This window comes from Candidatus Zixiibacteriota bacterium (assembly GCA_029860345.1).
Lineage (GTDB): Bacteria > Zixibacteria > MSB-5A5 > GN15 > FEB-12 > JAJRTA01.
Genome location: JAOUBJ010000011.1, coordinates 91,609 through 113,810, shown reverse-complemented (window position 1 = coordinate 113,810; position 22,202 = coordinate 91,609). Strand labels below are relative to the sequence as shown.

Here is a 22,202-nt window from a genome sequence, read left to right as displayed (position 1 = left end):
TATCAAGTTAGTAAGCGTGCGAGCCCTCCTTAACGGTCGATGGCTGAGGAACTACATAGATCCTCACCACCGGACGTACTCGAAAGTAATTGGCCACAAACGGAGCCGGACGTTTACCGGAGGAGGTGAGACTGTTCAACCCGCCTGAGTACCCCGGCTGCGTGAAACCGGACGCCGGGATCACACTATTGCTGATACGGTGAAACCGCTCCGCCTTGGCCAATTGGTTTTCAAGCGACCAGTCATCCTTGAGCTGGACAGCCAGGTTCGGGTTGGCTGTCGGTTGCACCGTCATGTAATCTTCACCGGTCTGGTTGTTGATGTTGGCATACTCGGGTGTGCCGGAGTCAAAAACCGGAGACATGGTGGCAATAAAGGCAAGTACGGCAACACAGGCAGTAGCGGCCACAGGCACTACCTTGCGCCACATAACCAGCGGTGCTTCCCGGGCCAGGAAGGCTTTGGTGCGGGTCTCGGCGAACCGTTCCTTGGCTACCCGCTGCAAAAGCTTCTGGTTGAAATCGTTCGAGACTTTCAGGGAGGATATCTCAGTCGACGCCGTGCTCAGGCTACTATAAAACGTTTCCTGAGTGCGACAACTGCGGCAAGCCAAAAGATGATCGCTCACCTGACGCCGCTGACGACCTTCCAGTTCGTCACGACAATAAGCTGACAGGAAGGAGCGTACCTTTCGACAACGCATTGTATTCCTCCATTCTGGGTTGAAGTTTTTCTCTGAGTATCATGCGAGCCCGGTTGACCCGCGACTTAACGGTGCCCAGGGGGACACCAAGAATCTTGGCCACTTCTTCATAAGACATTTCCTGAACATCTCTGAGCAGGAAAGCTGTCCGGTACTTTTCCGGTAGCGCTTTTACGGCTGCTTCCAAAACCTGTGGCAATCGACTGGGCAGTTCCGGATCGACGGCAAATTCGGCTTCGGAGCCTTGCATGTCGAAAATGTCCAGGAACTTGAATTTCTTGCGTTTGCGCAGTTCGTTGCGGGCTAAGTTCAGCGCAATCGTATAAATCCAGGTTGAGAAACAGTGCTGGAAATTGAACGATTGACGGTGCTGATAGACTCTGATAAAGGTTTCCTGAACGATATCTTCGGCTTCTTCAGTTGATGACAGCATGCGCCCGATGACATTCATCAAGCGGTCTTTGTACCGCTCGACCATACCGTTGAAGGCTACCATATCGCCGTTCTGGATTGCTCTGATCAGTTCAAAGTCGATTTCTTTTTCGGTTTTCTTTGCCATCTATACCTTCTTTGATCGGTTCTTATCTCTTAGTACCCGACAACTACAATTTAGTTCCAGGATTTCTCAGCGCAAGATAAATGTTAAGTGATTGCGGGGCAGCGTCTTACGGCGTTGGATTACCAAGCCGACGGCTTATGGAACGAACCTACCGAGTCAGTTAGTACTTCGGGAAATTGGCAGAGTCGCAAAACTCCCGTCCGAATGTTCTTAACAAAATCAGCGTTCCTCATGAGTTCTACACTGGGGTTTCTTTGTTTCTGTGGATTAAAAACACCGACCTGTTTTCCCAGCTCCTAGCGGATAATCCGAATCGGTTCAATCAGGTCAGAATCGTTGGATATTACGATAGCCAGAGTAAATCTGTTTAGATGAGCGTCATGAATCAAGTGTGTGGCTAGGTTGACGTCCGAGCCCTTTTCTTCAGTCTTCATCACCTCGATATACTGCGCTGTCTGTCCCGGTTGTAAGCTCGAAACAGTCCTCATTCGCACCGCATGTGAGAGGAAGTGACCGTAGTATATCGAGAGATGAGGGATTGTCTCAAGAGCCCTCAGATACATCTGCTGTCTGTTTGGTGCCTGCGGATCATTTGGCCGAGCACTAACCAGAGCAGTATAGTACTTGATCGCATTCAGTTTGTCAGTGGGTCTTAAGAGCTGCCTGCAAAGCGCATCGACATTAAGCCAGCGAAACGGCGTTCCTTTGACCGCACCGTAATACAGGTTAAACCCGTCTATGTATACAATGACTTGCTGACTTGTCATACAAAAACACAGGGGTCGCCCTTTCGGGTCGACCCCGCACCCACCGCCGAAGCGGATGGGGTAATAGATACACTCATTATACTATCATATCGGTAAAGTGCAATCAAAATGTGACTTTTTTGACATCGGTCCCCACCATGTGAGACCCCTCGTCCGAGAGGATCGCCTGAGGCGGATTTCGACAAGACCCCTGTGCGGACACACTACTGGATTAAGCCCACTTGGTCATCGTGGCTCTTTGTTAACTTCATGACCCGACCGCTCTCTGTACATTTTTATACGATGAGGCAACGTATACAAGTACTCAAGAAGGTAATCTAGAAAACTCACAATGTCTTTGGCATCCTGAGGACTCGTGAGCGGACCGTCTGGTTTCGGATGAGCGGACTCATTACCGAGGTCTCGTACGTGTTCGGACCAGTCCTTCATAATCGGTGGCAAGGCCCCCTTGTTGGCTAAATCTTCAATCTCTTGCTTAAGGTTAGCTCCGCTAGCTCCGTGACCCCTCAATACGATTTGCAGCGCGCTTCTTGCCATAACAGCGGCAGCGTCCCAATTCTCATCGCCAATACTCCTCTTGGCCTGGAGCCAGAATCGTCCGACCTCATCTGGCCAGTGTTCAGGATACTTCTCATATTTGAGTGGCCAAGGCAGAACCCGATAATCGTGAACTCCGTCAAAGGCAGTCTCGCTGGCAGACCAGAATACCAGAACATATGCGGTACAATTGCCACACTCTAGGGTGTCAAAGTTCAGTTTCTTCTGTGAATTGGCTTTCTTCTTCTCCGCGTGAAATGCCAGTTTGAAGTTGTTTCTTTCCATGGAAAGTGGGCAGGTGATTTGGTACAAAGCCAACTTGCCGCCACGAAAACCACTGTGTTCACCTAAGTCCCACCAACTGTCCGTAATCGTTCCTTTGATATTTACTGGGCTAAGACACTTCTATTGTTCCAGCCAAGTGTCCTAGATTCGCCTCCAGATCTCAAGGTCGAACAACAGGGACCCTGACTTTGCACAATGTAACTCAAACGATCCACAATGACAACCAGAAACCCCGGCAACCCCCCACAAATACCCTACCAACACCCACCAAGATACCTGTGCACACTGGTTGGTAAAAGGACCTATCCAATGAACACAGATATTGATAAGAATAGAATTGATAGAGGTGCGCGTCGAATGGAAAAACGCTCAGAATCGCTACAAGTCCTATTATGCAAACTTGAAAAGGGCACAAACGAACCCATTTTGCCGTAGTGCCCTCCCGCGCGATCTGAAGATCACACGGGCACAAACCAGGGGCAGACGAGGACGTCTGCCGCCCACAGAATCATGTCATGCTGAGCGCAGTCGAAGCACGAGCACATCTATCTGTCATTCTGGCGAAGGCCAGAATCCAGTTTTCGGTTTTGCCGACCCCTACGGACAAGCCACCGGAGTTGGACCTCCACTGAACATGAAATCAACCAGGTACACAAGATCAGAAATATCGTGCATACCACTGGCGTTCATATCGGTCTCCACAAAACAAGGCGGCGCCGGTCCACCGATGAACATAAAGTCCACCAGGTAGACCAAGTCAGAAATGTCGATAGTATCGCCACCATCGTCGTCGACGTTACCGCGGATTCCGATACAGCAGCCATTGTACTGAACCGTGATCTCAACAACCATGGTATCTACCATAATGCCGTCAGAGGCAAGGAACCAAGGAGTATGCAGACCGGTGTCGCTTGGATTCGGAACCCACTCAAAACTACCAGCGCCGCAACCCCTGTCCACAAAGACAGCCTCCGCGGTCATGTTATCCAGGGTAAGGGATAAAGAATCATTGTCAGGATCGGTCGCCGATATGGCAAAATGAAACAACTGACCGGCTGCAATCGTCTGGGGTGCCACAGGGTCTATCACAGGTGGCTGGTTGCGGTTATATACCCTAATCGTCTGAGTTCCCGAGGTGTCCGTAAGGTTAACATCAAACTCATCGAATACATAGAATCTCATCCACACAAAGGTCGGCCTGTCGTCACCCTGACTGTAGTCGGGGATAAAGGTCAGCAGACCGTTTTGGAACGTACCGTCCCAGGTTAGATCGAATTCCATGTTGGGCAGCATGCCGCCGGTGCCGTTGACTTCGAGCGTGATATAGGGGATAGAACCGTCATCGTCCCAGGCCAGGATCGAAAAATGCACTGTGTCAAGCTCCATGACCGAATCCGGTTGGTTTGGCAGGGCTAGCAGCCACGGTGTTCGGTTGACGTCATTCACCGTGATGATTACCTCGGCCGAGTCGACATCGGCTGGGAAGTCGGCGTCGGTGGCGTAAAAGGTGACATCGTAGGAGCCGGAATCATCGTAGGTGGTGATCCACTCAAAAGTGTAGATGCCGTCTCCGTCGAGATCATCGAAGGTGGCGCTGCCCGGAAGGGCGGAGCTGGTCAATAGCGGTGGGGGGCCGTCGCTGTCGGTCGCGGCCACAGCAAATGAAACGGTGGCGAGTTCGTCGACAGTGACGTTTGAGAGCGGCGACAACTCCGGCGGCTGGTTGACATTGTGCACTGTTGTCTGAGCCTCCTCCGAGTCGCCGGCAAGCTGGTCCTCGGTAGCGTTGAATGGAACAGCCTGTTCGCCGGCAGATCGCGCCCCGCCGGTGAACAACATCAGCAGGACAATCAGTGGGGCAAGTTTGCGGGGAAGAATTGGTCCAAACGGGGATGGGACCATGGTGAGGTCACAAGGTTTAGACATTCACTCTCCTTACAAGAGGGTTGATGGTACTTAAGTCCAATGCGTTAGCATGCTAGTACTATTCAATTGCCTGTCATAGATTCCGCATTGTGTGCAGATGCGGGACTGGGTTAATATAGCCATTGTTGTCGTCTTTGTCAATCACTTAGAAAACTCAAACCAAACCCCAATCCCCAATTTACACAATAATCCTTGCACTACCCATGACAGGAAGACTTTGCCCCGACGTGAACCATTCCCTATATTGCATTCAACCCCTGCAGCGGGGTACGAGGACAAGAGATTGCAGCGTGCTATATTGGTCATGCCCGACATAGCAGAACTTGAAAGGTCGCTTCATGCAAAAGAGAGCCATCGTCATCGTAGTCTACTTTCTTATCATAGCCACCGCCACCTTAGCTCCTTGTGCTGAGGACGCTCACGCAAAAAAGACGCGCTCATTCGAAATCGTGCTCGGAGGGGCTCTGACCACTGGTGGCGATAAACTGGCTAAATACCGCACCTACATCTATACTCAGGGAGTCCCGGGGTATACTGAAGGCAGCGCAAGCGTTACCGCCGGGGGAAGGGCTCATATTTATCTGGGTGCAGCCTTCCGAATCAAAAAGACACCACTCAGGCTTCAATTGACCCTGGGATGGTTGGTTGACCGGACCGCTGATGTTGATGATCTGGATTCCAAGTTCTCACGGCATCCATTGGAAGGTTCGCTCTTCTACCAACGCGACAAGCTTCGCCTGGGCGCCGGTCTTACCTATCACATGAATCCGACCTTTGATGAAGATTTCGATAATCTGACATTTGAGTTTGACAACGCGCTGGGCTATTTTGGGGAAATCGGCTATGTGTGGAACCAAAGCTTCTGTGTCAGTGGACGAATTACGAAGATCGAATACGGTTTTGGTGATTCCCCGGTGAAGATCGACGGTGAGAGTTTGGGTCTGTACTTGACCTTCTTGATTTGAATCTCGACAGGTGGACGTCTCAAGCCTTGTTTGGGACGGGTCGCATCACGGTAGATTCACCCATCGACTCCGCTCAGGGTGAGGATACAAAGGCGCGAAGCGCGAGAAAGCGATTCATCGCCGAACAACTCCGGCCATCCGGAAAAGTAGAGCAGAAGGCCGCCCAGAAGCAAAAGGGTCAGCGGTGGGGCGAGGCGGCGGTAAACCAGTGATAAGTCGGCTTTGAAATACTCGTTGGTGAGCACCAGGCACAAATGGGCCGGGGAGAGCATCATGCCAAAGTAGCCGGACAAGTAAGCCAGCATGATATAGCCCGGCTCAATGCCGTGCTGATACAGCAACCCGGCCAGGATTGTGTAGCCGATTGCGACATAGGCGGCCACCATCCCGGTGAGAATGCCGGCTGCGAAACAAACGAGGAAGATGATCAGTTCCGGGGGCAGATTGTACCCGGCGGAGAGTCTCGGTATAGCCTCAATCGCACCTGACAACTCAAGAGTTGTCTGAAATGACAGCGCGCCAAAAACCAGCAGGATGAGTTTGTACGACAAACCTTCTTTGGTTGCCCGCCACAGGTTCGCGCGTTTAGGCCTCGTCACCATCAGCATGACAGCAATCGAGATCAGCAACGCCCAGGCCAGTTCGATCCGGGCGATGCCGTAAATGAGAATGACCAATGCAATCGGCCAGAGCGCGCCGATAATTCCGATCAGTGCCGTGCCTGTGCCGTGCGAGTTAGCGGCGCTCGGTTGGATCGTGCGTATGAAGAAGAAGATACCTATGATGGCCATCATGATGGTCAGCGGAAGTTGCAGCAAGGCTACATCGCCAATCGGCAGACCGGTGATCGCTTCGGACAACACAATGCCCGGATAGAGCGGCCAGGCAAACTCGGCGATATGCCTGAACCAGTAATTCGTCACGGTGCGAAACTCCGGTTTGTATCGCCGATCATTCAACACGCGGTCGACCAGCGGCGCCGACAAAAGCGACCCGCCCGGCATCGGCATCAATCCGATCAACGGCGGCAGGACCATCGCACCGGTGCGTTGCCCACCGTGCAATCCTTGAACGGCCGACGAGAGTTTGTCGAGGTATCCAACTTCTTTCAAAAGTGATCCCATGAGCGTGATCAACAGCACCACCGAGGTCAGGAAAATGAACTTGGGCGACTGCACCAGTTGCCAATAACCTTCGGCCAATTGACCGATGGGTATCGCGTACAATAGCGCCGTGGCCAGTCCGGCGATGATCAGTGTAATGCCTACCGAGAGTTTGAACCTGAGCGCGATGACAATCAGAACGAACAGAGCGAGCAGTTTGACAGCTTCCATTGTGGGAAGAAACGGCTATGGGCCGCGATTGTCAATTGATGTGCCGTGGGCGGCAGATGTCGTCGTTTGCCCTGGCGCTCTATTCAGCTGGGTCCTGGTCCGCCGTGGCGGAGTGTGACCCAACTGGTCCTCCGCGCGCAGGGTCTCACCCGCCTGCGGCGAGAAGGACCCCGCGCAACGTTGTGTAATCGGCGGGTTCGAGGACGGACCCACCTAACTAATGTCCATTTAGTCATTCCCGCGCAGGCGGGAATCCATCTTCTCTTAGTAGGGCGGCATCCCTGCGCCGAAGGTCCGCCGCAGGAGGGATGCCGCCGAACTTGGCAGGCAGTGTGACATCGGAGAACCCACCCGGCGCGAAGCGCTCTGGGTGGGGTACCGTGTTTAATGACACGGCGGCAGATGTGGACATCTGCCGGTCACGGAACAATCGCCCCTCGACTGCGCTCGGGGTGACCGTCAGAGTTGTGTCAGGTCTTGAGCCACGCCAAAGGCGGGGATTGTGACCTGACACAGATGTGCCTACGAGAAGAGAGCGGCAGGTCACACAAATCCGCTAACGCTGATTCGCAAGACCTGCCGCAACGTGCAGAGTCACCCCCAAACCGGGTTTGAGGGTGCCACCCATCTGCCTGACAGCACCTGCGACAGACAGGAGCGGTTTCATCCTTCGACTCCGCTCAGGTTGAGCAGGCAAGCCTGTTTTTCGCGCTCCGCGCGCACTGTTTCAGCGACGTCTTTCGATCCCGCGTGTCGGAGTTGTGTCAGGTCTTGAGTCCCGCCGAAGGCGGGGATTGTGACCTGCCGCAGCTGGCAGCGTGACATCGGAAAACCCACCCGCCGCGAAACGCTCTGGGTGGGGTACCGTGTCGGGCACACGCCAGCATCTGCCGGGCACACGCTAGAGTTGCAGGGTGCGTAGCAGTAAAAAACCCATTTATGGGTGCCATTTTGGCGCGAATGTGCCAAAAATGGCTTGACGAGCCTGTAGCGTCCCATGTATCTTGCCCACATGAAGTTCGATTCCAAGACCATTCTCAATTTCATAAGAGAGAAATCCTATCACCCGATGAAGGCCAAGGAACTGGCCAAAGCGCTCAGTATTCCCCAGCCGGATTACCGGAAGTTCCGCCATCTGCTCAAGCTGTTGCTCGATTCCGGTGAGTTGGTCAAGCTCAAACGCAGTCGCATTGGGTTGGCCGATGAGATGAATATCGCCACCGGAAGATTTCAGATGACGCGCAGCGGCACCGGTTTTTTGATCCGTGAAGGTGAAACTGAGGACATCATGATCCCGCCGACTCAGGTGCTCACGGCCATGGATGGCGACCAGGTGATGGTCCGTCTGACCGGTCAGCGGGGTGAGCGAAAAGCGGGCTCGGTTTTCAAGGTGCTCAAGCGGGCCGACCGAAACATAGTGGGCAAGTTTTGCCGGGGGGAAAACTTCTGCACGCTGGTGCCGGATAACGCTCGGCTGCCGCGAGAACTTTACATCCCGGCGCGAGAAAGTCTGAAAGCCAGGGACGGCGAGAAAGTGGTGGCCCGTCTGACCCATTGGGCCAACCCCAATCTCAATCCGGAAGGCAAAGTGGTCGAGCGGATCGGTTTCCCCGGTGAACCGGGCGTTGACCTCAAGACGGTAATCCGCAATCACAATCTGGCCGACGAGTTTCCCGACGACGTTCTCAACGAAGCGGAGCAGGCGGCCGGTCGTGCACTCGACGAAGAATTCGAGCGCCGGGTAGACCTCACCAAAGAGATAATCTATACCATCGACCCGGAAGATGCCAAGGATCACGACGACGCCATTAATATTGTCCGGACGAAAACCGGATATACCCTGGGTGTGCACATTGCCGATGTTTCGTTCTTTGTCAAGCCGAGCAGCAGCCTCGACCGTGAGGCTTTCGAGCGCGGCAATTCGGTCTATCTTCCCGGCATGGTGGTGCCGATGCTGCCCGAAGTTCTCTCCAACGATGTTTGTTCGCTGAAACCGAACCGGAAGAGGCTGGCCCACACCTGCACGATGCAGTTCGACCTCAAGGGCAAGCTGCTGAGTTGGAAACTGTCCGACAGCGTTATCAAGTCGCGGGCGCGCCTTTCCTACGAAGAGGTCCAGGCGTTGTTCGATGGGTCCACAGACCATCCCCCCAAGGTTAAGCGCGTGGTTGATTCTCTAAAGACGGCGCGCGAATTGGCCAATCTTCTGAGCAAGCGACGATTTAATGAGGGTTCGCTTGATTTCGATCTACCTGAGGCTAAGCTGATTCTTAATGATTCAGGGGAGGTGATCGAACTGGGCAACCGCGTCAGGCTGGAGGCGCATCGGTTGGTCGAGGAGTTCATGTTGGTGGCCAACAAGGCGGTGGCCCTTGAGGTCTTTCGTCGCGCCCTGCCGTTTCTGTATCGGGTTCACGACCGACCCAGCCTGGAAAAAATGGAAGAGTTCTCGGCCATGATGTCCCGGCTTGGTCTGCGTTTTCCGGTTTCGCCAAACATCAAGCCGGTACAGTTTGCGCGGTTTCTGGATCAGATCAAGAACCGCCCGGAAGCGGATTTCATAAACGAATTAATGCTGCGCTCGATGCAGAAAGCTGTCTACCAACGATCCAACATCGGTCACTTCGGGTTGGCCTTTACTCACTACACGCATTTCACCTCACCCATCAGGCGCTATCCCGACTTGCTGGTGCATCGCCTGTTGAGACAACTCTCAAACGGTGGCTACGCACCCGCCTTTGCAAAAAGGGTCCCGGCTGTGATCGACCATGCTTCCAAACACTGTTCTGAGACAGAGCGGGTAGCCGAAGCAGCCGAACGTGACGCCATCAAAATCAAACAGGTGCAGTACATGTCCAGACATGTCGGAGATGAATTCACCGGTGTTATAAGCGGCGTTACCAGTTTTGGTTTCTTCGTGCGGCTGGACAAACTGGGGGTCGAGGGAATGGTGCGAATATCGTCAATCGATGATGATTACTATCTGTTCGAGGAACAGCAATATCGCCTGGTGGGTCGACGGACGCGGCAGGTGTTCCGGATGGGCGACAGTGTCCGCGTGGGTGTCATGAAAGTCGACAAGGAGCGTCACGAGATAGACTTGTTTCCGGCCGATTTGTCGACTCGCAAGAAACCGGCTCCGCACGGTCCCGGCGGGCGGTCGAAAAAACGAAAGCAACGCAGATAAGTGGCAGGAGGATTTGGACATTGGGCAAGAACTCCGAACCGGAAAGAGTGCAGCAGGTGGTGCTGCTGCGAGGTCCGGCCGACAGTGTCGATGATGCCAACCTGGACAGGCTGGGGCACACCTGCGCGGAGTTGCCACAGCTTTATCAGTTGGTCAAAGAAACACGCATCGATCTGATTCTCTACGACGAAAGCCGTACCGATCTCACGCCGGCCGTTGCTGCCCGGATTCGTCGTGTCAACGGTTTGACCGAGATATGGATGTTGGCCGGTGACAAAGAGGCTGTTGGGGAAACTCAGGATCACGTTGACGGCGTGATATTGGCTGATATCGGTGTCGATCTGATTGAGGAGAAGATAGCTCAGATTCTTCGCACCAAGCAGCTACTCGCGACCTACGGAATCGTCGGCCGGTCGGCCCGGATGAAAGCTGTGGCTGAGGCCATCGAACGGGTGGCGCCTTCCGACATGGCGGTGCTGATAGTGGGTCCATCCGGGTCCGGCAAAGAGTTGGTGGCCAAGGCTGTTCACAACAACTCGGACCGCGGCGAGCATCCATACGTAGCTATTAATTGCGGTGCTTTGGCTCCGGGACTGCTTGAGTCTGAACTGTTCGGTCATGCGAAAGGCGCCTTTACCGGATCGGTGGGCAGGCGAGAGGGGTTGTTCGGCAAGGCCGACGGCGGCACACTCTTTCTTGACGAAATCGGCGAAACATCCGGCCAGATGCAGGTGAAGCTACTGCGTGTTCTGGAGGACGGCACCTACTATCCCGTCGGCTCGTCGTCGGCCAACAAGACCGACGTTCGCGTGGTGTCGGCTACAAATCGGGACCTCACCGAGGCAATTGATGATCGAAGATTCCGTGAGGATCTATACTTCAGGATTGCGGTTGTCAGAATTGTTCTACCGCCGCTATTGGAACGCAAGAGTGACATCCTGCCGCTCCTGCAGCATTTTTGGCGCGACAACGCCAGGCTAACCTGCTCGGATTCGGCTTTGGATTTGTTGGCCCGGTACGACTGGCCCGGCAACATTCGCCAGCTTCGCAATTTCGCCGATCGCATGCTGGCGCTGAAGGGGAAGGGACTGGTCGAGGTGGATGACGTCCAGAGTTTTCTCGATGAACAACAGGCCGGTGCCACACACCTACCCATCGCAACCGGCAAGACGGTGGAGGAAGCAGGGCATGAACTGATCTATCACGCTATTCTTTCGCTGGGCACCGAAGTTCGCATTTTGCGCGATCTCATCACGGCCCATCTCCCCGGAGATAACTCGGTGGACAGTTACGACGAAGCCGCCCCCGGAGGTCCGGCGAGCAGTCTGGAGGAAATGGAAGAGGAACTAATCCGCACCGTCCTTGTCCGCACCAACGGCAACCGCAAAGAGGCTGCAACAATACTGGGTATCGGTGAGCGCACGCTTTATCGAAAACTGAAGAAGTATCGACTGAGTTGATTGTGTTCGGCAGATCAGCAATACTCGGGCTTGCTCTGACTTTGGCCGTAACTGTTCGGGCGCAGGATCTATCGACTGAAGTGTATACTTCCGAAGATGAACTGACCGAGGCGCTGGCCAACTCGGAGATCAGTTATCAGCAGTACGAGGTGTTAAGGGAGGCCATCATCGAGGGCGTCGAGTTGCGCCAGTATCATCTGCTGGACGAGATTCCCAATCTCTCGCACTTTTTGGAGACGGAAAAGCCGCTGTCGACCGCTTTGCAGGATGAACAACTGGACCCTTTCCAGTCACAGGGTGTGACCGGCGGGCGCCTATCCGGAATGCTTCGTTATCGCTATCGGTATGATCTCGATCAGGAGATACCATCCCAGTACCTCGGCAGCGTGCGCGTCGGCCGCGACAGAGTTTCAGCCTACTGCACCTTGCATCGAGAGCAAAGCGGCGACGAACGGGTGATCAACAGATATCTGGAATACCGCAATCCTTCCGGAACCGTTCGCGAGATTCGTCTCGGCAACTTTACCCGGCGTCTTGGTATGGGAACTGTGTTGGGACATCGCGGCAAGCTTCTGAGTTTCACCGGACGGATTGACAACGAATCTCTTTTGTTCCCCGACTTCGGTGGATACAACGGTGCGTACACGGCAATCCACGCGGGTCGAGCCGGGGTCCAACTGCTAACGTCGTTTAACCGCGACGCCGATCACACCCTGAGCACGGCGGCCGGTATGCTGACCTATAATCTCAGAGTGCTGACCTCGGGTCTGATAGTGGGTGTTAATCGAATTCGAAACCGGCACACCGATGCTTCGCTTGGCGATGTCAAGGTTGCTTTGCCGCTGCGATATCGTTACAAAAGTGGTTACGCCGCTTTGGAAACTTGCTTGCAGTTTGGTCACGACAGGGGATGGAGCGGAGTACAGATAGAAGGACGACATAGGTTCCGGACGGCCGAGATTAAATACGCCGGGTGGAGTTATGCCGACAGGTATCTCGATCTGTCCGGAGGAAGCAAGACCGGGCGCAGTCGTCGCCGACACTACCTGGTGGATGTTGACTTTGAAATGAGCGACAAACATTCCGGACATACCGGCGGCATGATCAAGACGATTGTCCTGATGACCGACCAGATGCAGCTGGTGAACGCCATGCTCTACTCGGCGCAACACCGTGACTCAGCCGACTTTCAACTGATGTCCGGCTTGATCCACGAAGGCGATAGCGGCCCGTCGTGGCGTCTTGATCATCTGGTGAAGTCGCGACGTCGTGCCGGTACAGCCGGAGTTTCCCACTTCACCGGTCATCGCACTCGACTGGAGATTCGTTTTACCGCTGGTCAGACCGCCCTCAGAAGCTATATTGCACACAATACGAGCAGTTATCGTGAAGACTTCCTGTCGTTTTTCGTGCGGCTGGACTATAACTCGCCGGCGCTCGGTCAACTGCAGGTGTGGTCCAATCTTTCTCGGCTCGACTTGCGCCATGGAGCTGTGGAGTACTGGTATCTCTTTGTCAGGAACGAACAACCGTTGGTGGAAGGCGTTATGGCTGCTGTCAAGATCAGCCGCAGCTACAATCGGGATACCGGTCGGACGCATCGCACACAACTGTCGCTTGAGGTGAAAGCTCGATGGTGAAATCTATCGGCCAGACTTTTGGACTCCTTGTTATCTTGATTCTCTATGGGTCTTCATCCACGGTGCGTTCCGAGCTGGTCGTCAATGAACTCATGGTGAACGAGCCGGGCCGGTCGACCAGCCTGGAGTGGATTGAGCTCTATGTGGATTCCACCGGAGTTGTTGTTCTGGACGATTACCAGTTGCTGGTCGACGACGAGTTGGTCACAATTCCAAGGGGCTGGCGTCTTGAACCTGATTCGTACCTCATCATCTGCAGAAAACTGGTGTCCTCGGACGGTTCCGCCTCTTTTGAAACTCGATGGGGAGACGGCTCGGGCATCTGGGGCGACACACCCGACGAAGCTGCGATGACATTGCCGCCGGTGGCATCTTTCTCGTTGGTGAACACCGGTGGCTCGGTTGCAATCTACCGTCAGGATGTCATGGTATCGGCCATGTCGTGGTCCGAGGTGGGCGCCGACGGCTATTCTTGGGAACGTGTGACCCCTTCGTCGCAAGTGGTGGCGCAGTCTGTTGACTTCGACGGTTCCACGCCCGGAGTAGTCAACTCGGTGACACCTGTCGGCGTCGACCTGGGTCTGGAAGGGGTTGACGCCGCTATCGAAAATGGTTGGACGCGACTTGAATTCACCGTGGTTAACCGTGGTCTCGATTCGTTCCGCGAGACACTGTTACTTTTGTATTACGACGCCGCCTGGCATGAGACTACCGGTCAGCCCATCGCATCGTTTGCAGTACCCTCGCTGGAACCAGGGCAGTGGTTTGAGATCGGTGATCACTTCCAGTTCGACTCCATGTACGCACACCTGATGGCTGTGCTGCCGGACGATGATCGTCTGCGCAACAACAAGCGTAACTTCGCCGCTCCGGCTGTAGAGTTTCCCGCCTTCCACCTGACCGAGCTGGCGCCACGACCAGATGGTTCGTCGGATGCGGAGTGGATCGAGATTGTCAACAGAAGCGACCGACCATACGATCTCGCAGGTTGGCAGGTAGGTGATTACAAACGGATCAATACAACCGTGGACACGAGTCTGATAGTGGCGTCCGGACAACGGGTTGTGCTGGTCAGGTCGGCTTCGTTGTTTGTGGATAGCTATCCCGGGTTCGCGGGACTGATGGTTGAGCCGAGCAGTTGGTCGCTCTTGAACGACGGCGCTGATACCGTCTTATTGGTAGATCACTTCGGACTGGAGGCGGATCGCTTTGGCTACAGCCGTCTGTTCGACGGCGACTATACCTGGAGTCGAGATGAGCAAGACGGACAACAAGGCCGGTGGGGGCGGTCCGCAGAACTGGGTGGCTCACCGGGTCAAGTTAACGAGGTGGTAAGTTCCTACGTCGGCGGTGACCTGAAAGTGTTGGTGACACCGGAAGTGTTCTCGCCCGATGGGGACGGCGTTGAAGATTCGGTTGTCATCATCATCGATGGCCCGGACACGCAAGGTTACGTACTCAAAGTATTCGATCGCCAGGGGCGGGTGGTGCGACGGTTTGACCAGGGTGGATACCGTCTGGATCAATACGTCTGGTACGGACGCTCAGACGCCGGTCGCCGCCTGCCGGTGGGCATTTATGTCCTGTACTGCCGGATCGACGACGCCGGGTCGGTCAAGAAACCGATAGTGATTGCGCGGTGAGAATGTACAACCGAATTCCCATACTGCTCTGCCTGGTCATCTGCGCCTCGGCGTTCGGTGCGGGCGGTTTCGACCCTGCTGCCGACATGACCGATGGGATGGGTAACACTGTCGTTTTGGCTCAGCCATCGGCCCTGGAACTTTTGTCGGTACCGGTTGGAGGAATCGACGACGGCGATTTCAAGTTAGAAAGCGGGTATAGTCGGAAATTCGGGATGAAGGAGTTGGATCGAGTCTACTTAGCATCAGTCCGCCGGTTTGGACCACTAACCACAGCGCTTGGTATCTCGCAGTTCGGACGCAGCAATCTCTACGCTGAGAAACTGGGACGGCTGGCCGTGGCATACAATGTCGATTCTCTATCACTGGGCGCAACGATATCGGCTATGATTGTTGAATTCGGCAATGGTTACGACAATCTCAGCGGTGTGACTGTCGGTGTTGGATGTGGCTACCGGACTCGGCGACTGAAGACAGCTATCATGTTCGAAAACCTGACCACGCCGCGTCTGCATGCCGGTAGTCCCGAGATCAACGTCGTTTCAGGTCTACACCTGGAGCTACTGGGTCCGGGGCCATACTCGGTGACGGGCCGGGTCACCTTGGAGCCAACGGAGAAGCCGCAGTTCGGTCTGGGGCAAAAAATCCGTCTGTCACCGCGCGGCAGTTTTTTCTGGGGTGTGACCACGGCTCCCCGTACCTACGGTGGTGGAGTCCAGGTGAGCTATAGAAGCTACCTTATAACAATAGCAGCCTCGTATCACTCAACGCTGGGGTTATCGAATCATGTCGCCCTATCGTTGGTGCGCTTCGGCGATGAGAAAGCGGGAAGATAGTCGCATGATGCTTGTTCGTGCACAAATCGAAAAAATGGAACTGGATAATCTGGCGCCGTATGCTGCTTTGTCATGTAAGAGCCGTGGACGCATCTATGCGCTTGATGAACATCCTTTGCGCACGGCCTTCCAGCGCGATCGCGACCGCATCATCCACTCCGCCGCCTTTCGTCGACTGGAATACAAAACACAAGTGTTCATCCCGCACGAGAAAGATCACTTTCGCACTCGTCTGACTCATACCATCGAAGTGGCGCAGGTGGCCCGCACGCTGGCCCGCAACCTCAGGCTCAACGAAGACTTGACCGAGGCCATCGCGCTGGTGCATGATCTGGGGCATACGCCTTTCGGTCATGCCGGAGAGGATGTTCTGGATGAGTTGTTGCAGAGGCAGGGTGGCTTTAATCACAACCGGCAGTCACTCCGGGTGGTGGATATTCTGGAGCAGCGTTATCGCGACCATCCCGGTTTGAATCTGTCCTACGAGGTGCGCGAGGGGATCGTAAAACATGAGACACGCTCCAGAATCGACGCGCCCGGTTTCGAGGATGACCGTCAGCCGACACTCGAAGCGGCCCTGGTCGATATTGCCGACGAGATCGCCTACAACTCGCACGATATCGATGATGGCCTTTCGGCCGGTATCATTTCATTCGATGATCTGGTCGCAAGCGACTTCTTTGTCGAGCTTGTCGGGGGAGAGACACTACGAGGAGTGAAATCAGATGATGATTTCATCCGGCACCAGTTGGTCCGGCGGCTGGTCGACCGCATGGCCACCGATGTCATCAACGAGACCTTTGCGCGCGTCAAGCAGTTCAATATCCACGACCTTGAAACTGTGCGCACCGCCCCCGAGAAAATATGTGCCTATTCGGAGGACATGCGCAGCCGTGTTCGGCAGTTGAAGAGTTTTCTGCGCGATCGATTGTACAATCACGCGCGACTGGTTTCCAAATCACAGCGGGCCTCGGAAATAATGACGGCTATATTTGATCGACTTGTAAAAGAGCCTTTACTGATGCCGGTACGATTCCAGAAGATGCTTGATGACGAATCTGTTGAGATCGTCGCGGCCGATTACATCGCCGGCATGACTGACCGGTTTGCGGAGAAAGTGTATGGGGAGGTGGGGGGTGGCTAGAACGTCGCTGTATGAGTTATTCGATAGTGAGGATTTTGTATTCGAGCTTCCTGAGTTGACAGGGATGAAAGCCCTGAGCTTACGGTTGATGCTTAACCGCTCTCTCACAGCCAGCGGAACACGCAACGTACAGGCCCATGCTCTGGTAGCTAACTTCGTGCGAATCCTCGACCATTGTATACGAGAGTATCGAAGTGCAAGGAATCTGTTGGCCAATCGTAAGCCAACGGACAGCAATGGGCTACTGCACGATATTCAAGTTGCATCGGGACACTGTGAGATTTGCATTGACAGGCTTCATAGCGCCATCAGATGTTTAAGTGTTATCAGAGGGCACCAGCACGCACCGCAGAAGATGAAAGACTTGTTGCCAAGGACTCTCACAGTAATCAGAGGAGCAGTCCAGGATGATGTCAGGGACTTTCGCGACGCTATTCAACATCGGGCGGATAGGCTGAAAAGGGGGGAGCCCGTAAAAGGTCACCCCTTTGTCGTATTCCCTGGTCAAAGAGAAATTGCTCTAGACAACTTGAGAATCCGCTATACAGAATTGGCAAAGTGGCTCCAAGAACTCCACCAGTGTGGTATGCTATTAGTCGGTTATCGTGAGAACTGATTCCCGCGTCTGTGTTCTTTCTGATTGTGTTGGAGATCCCTTCGGGGCAGGGTTTCGACCTTCAAGAAGATGGATTCCCGCCTTCGCGGGAATGACAAAGGGAGTGCGGGAATGACATTTGTTGTAGAGGCTCCGATTTCCGGGTGGTCGCCTCAGACCTAGTTTGGGTCGGAGAAAAACAGAATCACCACCAAACCGAGTTTGAGGGTGCCATCCGACGCTCACCATTAGTGGATCGCGCGCGAAACGCGAGAAACAGGGCTTGACCCTGTCACCCCGAGCGGAGTCGAGGGGTGAACCTTATCAGCGGTGGCTGATGTCTCGGCTGATACTTCCTGCGGCGTTCGATCCACCCGGATAGAATTTTCAGGTCTCTAAGAGAAGAGTGGATTCCCGCCTTCGCGGGAATGACATGGAAACTGAAGATTGGATTCCGGCCTACCCCAGAATAACACGGGCAAGACCGTGCTTAAACGATCTGTTGACAATAGACGTCTTATTAACGAATATCAAGCGTCTGACCATCTCGACGGTGGACAGAGACAAGAGCATCAAATGAGGAGGACCAGATGATCAAATGGCGGTTAGTGCCGTTCACTTTGCTTCTCAGCCTGCTGTGCATTTATTCCTGCGATGACGACGAGAAGATAATCAACGGTGGCTCGAACGGGGACCCACCTCCCGATGGGGTCGGCCTGCTCTGGATTTACGAAGTGTATGACAGTCTGACTTTGACGACCGACACCGTGTGGGTATCGGTTACCGACACTGTCAGCCATTCGGATGGAGCCACCAGTCTGAGATTACGGCTGAACTGGACGGTTGCCGACGTCGTCGTAGACCGGTATGCAAAGATACAAGGAGATACGATTGATATAACTTCCGACACTACCGTCGGATCGATGTTTCTTGAGCGATTCATACTACCGCTCACGGTTGGGTCCGAATGGATTGTTTCAGGCGGTACCGACACCAGCCGCGTCACCGATGTTGGAACCGTCACGGTGGAAGCCGGCAGGTTTGATTCTGCGGCGTTGATAGAGAGAGTTTGGAACCGGGATTTCGAAGGGGGCGGGAGTTGGAGTCAAACCTGGTTCGCCCCTGATGTCGGTGCAGTGCGTCGATACCTCTTCAGTGCGTGGTCTGATGGATCAAGTATCAGGATTTCCGTCAATCAAACCTGGGAGCTACTGAGATACGACCTCAGCACCTTCTATCTGAGCCGTTTTCCGAATTCGGTGGGTACGCAGTGGGTCTATCAGGTGATCGACACCAGTCTTGACCTTGTGGACACGGTTACCGTGACGATCAAATCGGAAGTGCCGGTATCGTGGGCCGACTCGGGCTGGTTGTGGCAACGCCGTGGACGGTTGGCGACGGATACGGTTTATATGGGTGTGAGTGACGACATATTGTTTGTTTCGCACAGCGACGATATCCTCTATTTCGATTCGTGGTATTATGAGTTCCCTCTTACAGTCGGGCGACACTGGGGGATGGAGTATTTCGGTGCGATTCCGGTGATAGTCGATAAAGGCGCCGTCACTTCTTTGGCGGGCGAGTTCCCGTCGGCCTTTCACTACCGTATGTCCGGCGGGGCGTTCAACGACTATTGGACAGTCGACGACTGGCTGGTGCCGGGGGTCGGTATGGTACGTCGGGAGTACACTACCTTTGGTCTCGGTCCGGCTTTTGAACAACAGTGGAACCTGATAAGCTACCGGGTGCAGTAGGGGCCACTGGGGAGACTGGATTCTGGCCTTCGCCAGAATGACACTTGTTAAAGAGTTTCCAATCTCTGGGTGGCCGCCTCAAACCTTGTTTGGGGCGGCGGGCAAGCCCGTTTTTTTTGCGCTTCGCGCGTTGTTGAAGCTTATCTGTCACCCCCGCGCAGGCGGGGGTCCATCTTCGGTTTTGATCGCCAGCTTGGGCAGATGGATTCTCGCCTTCGCGGGAGTGACACAGGCGAGCCGGTTAGTATTTCCGGCGGCGCTCGACCATGAAGTTGGAGCCGGATTTTAGCTTGGTCGCAGATTTCAGGTCGGCCAGCATCCTGGATAGCTCCCCGACATGTCCGAATTTCCCGTTGTTATTCACCACAACCGCGATTGAAATGGTCAATAACGGAAATTGCTCGGTATCACCGCGGCGACTCTTGGTGGTGATATATCCGCGCTCACGATCTTCCGGCTCGTATCGGTAGGGGATCAATGAGTCGAAGGTCTTGATTATCGACCGGCATATCTGTTCGATCATATCGGCTGGAATAATGTAAATGAAATCGTCCCCGGCGATGTGCCCGACAAAGCCCTCCCGACATAGATCGAAGACGGTGTCCTTGACAACTTTGGCCGTGAGCCTGATAACTTTATCACCACGGTAGTAGCCATAGTAGTCGTTGAATGCCTTAAAATTGTCCAGGTCGGCGTAGCAGACCGCGAATTCCATCTGCTTGTCGATCTGTCTGGCTATCTCACTTTCGATGATGCTCGGGCCGGGTAGATGCGATGACGGATTGATCGAAAGGTCCCGTCGGCTCCGCTCCAAAAGACGCCTGATACGCACCTGGATCAAACGGTTGTTCCATCCGCCATAGACGAATTCTTCAGCGCCGTTTTCATAGGCAGCCAGAATCGTATTGTTGTCCGGCTCCGGATGATAGAGCACCACCGGTATGATTGCCAGGAATATGTTCTGCTTGATGTCCCTGACCAGTTCTATGGCGTGAGAAAAATCGTCGCGCCCACCGATGATTATGGCATCGATGTCGAAGCGTTGGCAGATCGTGACCAACTCATCGAAATCCTGAAAGTGATGAAAAGTTGTCTCAACGTGGCGATAGATGGGTTCCAGATGAAAGTCGAGATTAAACCCGGTCTGTCTGATGGCAAAACGGTAAACCGTCCGGGGTTGGTCGTCAGCCGTCTTTGGTCCCGGCCAATTCTCGAGGATGGTACTTTTTGTGTTCAGCAATCAGGTATTCCCGGTCAACAGTTGTATATATCTGCGTTGTAGATATATCGGCATGACCGAGCATTTCTTGCACTACCCGCAGGTCGGCGCCTCCCTCCAGGAGGTGGGTGGCAAAAGAATGACGAAATGTATGGGGCGAAACCGGTTTGGCGATCCCGGCTTTGGTCACTGCCCGTTTGATGATTTTCCACAGGCCGGGCCTGGAGAAAGGTCGCCCCAGGCGGTTGGCGAACAGGTAGCCGGAGTCAGCCTCTGGTTTTGACTGATTGTCCAGATAGGTATGGAGGGCAGAGGCGGCCGGGCCACCCAGAGGAGCCAGCCGCTGCTTGTTGCCTTTGCCGACGATTCTGAGAAACCCGGCTTCAAACTCGATGTCTGAAGTTCTGAGGTTCAAAAGTTCCGACACCCGCAACCCGGACCCGTACAGTAATTCCAGCATGGTCCGGTCGCGCCGACCGGTCGGCGTTTTAGTGTCTATGGCATCGATTATCTGAGCCACCTCTCCGGGTGAAAGATATGGGGGGTGATAGCGCGCAATCCGAGGAGCCGACAATCCGGCAAACGGATTCTGCTTCAATGTACCACTCTCACCCAGCCAAACGGCGAATTGCTTGACACTGGATATCTTTCGAGCAATCGTAGCCGGTTTCAATGATGATCCGATCAGGCGTGAGACATAATCCTGAGCCAGACGAGGAGTCAACTTCGAAGGCTCCTGCACCTTAAGCGACGCCACAAACTCAAGCAAATCCCGACGGTAGGAGGTCAATGTATTGGTTGCCAATCCGCGTTCGAGCTTGAGATACTGAAGATAGTCTTCCACCAATTGCCCGAGCATCGTCTGTCCCTCATCTCCCATGTGCGATGGCGGCTATCGCCACTACTTCATAGCCGGCCTCGGTTAGGGTGCGGGTGGCTTCGAGGACGGTGGCGCCACTGGTGACAACATCGTCAACGAGAAGCAGCCCGCGCATGGGACCTTCGGCCGGTGTGGCTTCAAAGACACCCTTGATGTTTTTCATCCGTTGTCTCAGCCTGAGCGAGGCTTGCGGCTTTCGTTTTTCAATCCGGGTGAGCAGGTTATTATTGACCGGGACATCCATGAGTAAACCCAGTTGGTCGGTCAGCAGTGCGGCCTGATTGTAGCCACGCTGACTCTCGCGGCCGGGGTGCAGCGGGATCGAAACCAGGACGGTTGGGTTTAGCATTGTGAGGCGGTCTCCGAATTGTTGCCACAATAACCCAGCCATGAGTCGGGCCGGGGTGGTGATCCCCTTGAACTTGAACTGCAATATAATGTCCTTGAGCGGCGGGGCATAGTCGCCTAAAGCAAACAAGGGTAGAGATAGATCGGTGCAGATGGGACAACGGGGTCCACCGGCCAGCACCGAGAGGCAGTTTAGGCAAATGGGGTCCTCGAACCGATGGATGGTTTCAAAGCAGCGTTCGCAAACGCTGTGCTCACCGTCGTAGAATCCACCGCACCCGAGGCAAAGGGGCGGATACACAAAATCCCAGAGCACGCCCAAGCATGAGTTGGCTGTTTCTCGAAGCGATACCATGAGGATATCTATGCTAAACTGCGTTCGAATATCCTACCAAAATAAGATGCCTCGGTGACCGGCCG

16 protein-coding genes are annotated in these 22,202 nt (G+C 54.3%); 8 read left to right on the top strand and 8 right to left on the bottom strand.

All coding sequences use genetic code 11. The features are described from left to right. Positions 1-7 precede the first annotated feature (7 nt). The 4 genes from OEV49_12045 to OEV49_12030 all read right to left on the bottom strand — a co-directional run bounded on the left by OEV49_12045 (position 8) and on the right by OEV49_12030 (position 4,777). Positions 8-703 carry a zf-HC2 domain-containing protein gene (locus OEV49_12045; protein ID MDH3891807.1) on the bottom strand — a complete coding sequence of 232 codons (696 nt, stop codon included), beginning with the start codon at positions 701-703 and terminating at the stop codon, positions 8-10. Next, complete coding sequence (locus OEV49_12040; protein ID MDH3891806.1) at positions 657-1,262, bottom strand: sigma-70 family RNA polymerase sigma factor; 606 nt, start codon at positions 1,260-1,262, stop codon at positions 657-659. The genes OEV49_12045 and OEV49_12040 overlap by 47 nt, the downstream gene beginning before the upstream one ends. Positions 1,263-1,558: 296 nt before the next feature. Then, positions 1,559-2,029, bottom strand: coding sequence for an NYN domain-containing protein (locus tag OEV49_12035; GenBank protein ID MDH3891805.1), 471 nt, complete (start codon positions 2,027-2,029; stop codon positions 1,559-1,561). A 1,419-nt stretch (positions 2,030-3,448) separates the two neighbouring features. After that, the gene (locus tag OEV49_12030) at positions 3,449-4,777 is read right to left on the bottom strand and encodes a cadherin repeat domain-containing protein (protein MDH3891804.1); all 1,329 of its coding nucleotides are present in this window, start codon (positions 4,775-4,777) and stop codon (positions 3,449-3,451) included. Positions 4,778-5,115: 338 nt separating this feature from the next. Here OEV49_12030 and OEV49_12025 point away from each other — a divergent pair, with 338 nt between their 5' ends. Then, positions 5,116-5,742: a hypothetical protein gene (locus OEV49_12025; protein ID MDH3891803.1), complete on the top strand. Its 627-nt coding sequence runs from the start codon at positions 5,116-5,118 to the stop codon at positions 5,740-5,742. A gap of 56 nt (positions 5,743-5,798) precedes the next feature. Here the strand turns inward: OEV49_12025 and OEV49_12020 are convergent, their stop codons facing one another. Further along, positions 5,799-7,076: a DUF401 family protein gene (locus OEV49_12020; protein MDH3891802.1), complete on the bottom strand. Its 1,278-nt coding sequence runs from the start codon at positions 7,074-7,076 to the stop codon at positions 5,799-5,801. A gap of 997 nt (positions 7,077-8,073) precedes the next feature. Here OEV49_12020 and rnr point away from each other — a divergent pair. From rnr to OEV49_11985, 7 genes are all read left to right on the top strand, one after another. Next, the gene (gene rnr / locus OEV49_12015) at positions 8,074-10,263 is read left to right on the top strand and encodes a ribonuclease R (GenBank protein ID MDH3891801.1); all 2,190 of its coding nucleotides are present in this window, start codon (positions 8,074-8,076) and stop codon (positions 10,261-10,263) included. Between the two features lie 20 nt (positions 10,264-10,283). Then, the gene (locus tag OEV49_12010) at positions 10,284-11,723 is read left to right on the top strand and encodes a sigma-54 dependent transcriptional regulator (GenBank protein ID MDH3891800.1); all 1,440 of its coding nucleotides are present in this window, start codon (positions 10,284-10,286) and stop codon (positions 11,721-11,723) included. Between the two features lie 2 nt (positions 11,724-11,725). Further along, positions 11,726-13,363, top strand: coding sequence for a hypothetical protein (locus OEV49_12005; GenBank protein MDH3891799.1), 1,638 nt, complete (start codon positions 11,726-11,728; stop codon positions 13,361-13,363). Next, complete coding sequence (locus tag OEV49_12000) at positions 13,357-15,006, top strand: lamin tail domain-containing protein (GenBank protein ID MDH3891798.1); 1,650 nt, start codon at positions 13,357-13,359, stop codon at positions 15,004-15,006. Before OEV49_12005 ends, OEV49_12000 begins: the two co-directional genes overlap by 7 nt. A gap of 2 nt (positions 15,007-15,008) precedes the next feature. Next, positions 15,009-15,842, top strand: a complete 834-nt coding sequence (locus OEV49_11995; protein ID MDH3891797.1) for a hypothetical protein — start codon at positions 15,009-15,011, stop codon at positions 15,840-15,842. A gap of 4 nt (positions 15,843-15,846) precedes the next feature. Further along, on the top strand, positions 15,847-16,986 hold the full coding sequence (locus OEV49_11990; protein ID MDH3891796.1) for a deoxyguanosinetriphosphate triphosphohydrolase: 1,140 nt from the start codon (positions 15,847-15,849) through the stop codon (positions 16,984-16,986). Between the two features lie 1,185 nt (positions 16,987-18,171). Continuing rightward, on the top strand, positions 18,172-19,335 hold the full coding sequence (locus OEV49_11985) for a hypothetical protein (protein ID MDH3891795.1): 1,164 nt from the start codon (positions 18,172-18,174) through the stop codon (positions 19,333-19,335). A 241-nt stretch (positions 19,336-19,576) separates the two neighbouring features. On the opposite strand, the gene OEV49_11980 is transcribed toward OEV49_11985, so the two are convergent. The 3 genes from OEV49_11980 to OEV49_11970 are packed head-to-tail and all read right to left on the bottom strand — an operon-like array spanning position 19,577 to position 22,137. Continuing rightward, on the bottom strand, positions 19,577-20,575 hold the full coding sequence (locus tag OEV49_11980) for a diguanylate cyclase (GenBank protein MDH3891794.1): 999 nt from the start codon (positions 20,573-20,575) through the stop codon (positions 19,577-19,579). Continuing rightward, positions 20,520-21,413 (bottom strand): tyrosine recombinase XerD, encoded by an 894-nt coding sequence (locus OEV49_11975; protein ID MDH3891793.1) that lies wholly within the window; start codon positions 21,411-21,413, stop codon positions 20,520-20,522. Before OEV49_11975 ends, OEV49_11980 begins: the two co-directional genes overlap by 56 nt. 10 nt (positions 21,414-21,423) lie before the next feature. Beyond that, a complete protein-coding gene (locus OEV49_11970; protein ID MDH3891792.1) occupies positions 21,424-22,137 on the bottom strand; it encodes a ComF family protein in 714 nt (237 codons plus the stop codon). Positions 22,138-22,202 lie beyond the last annotated feature (65 nt).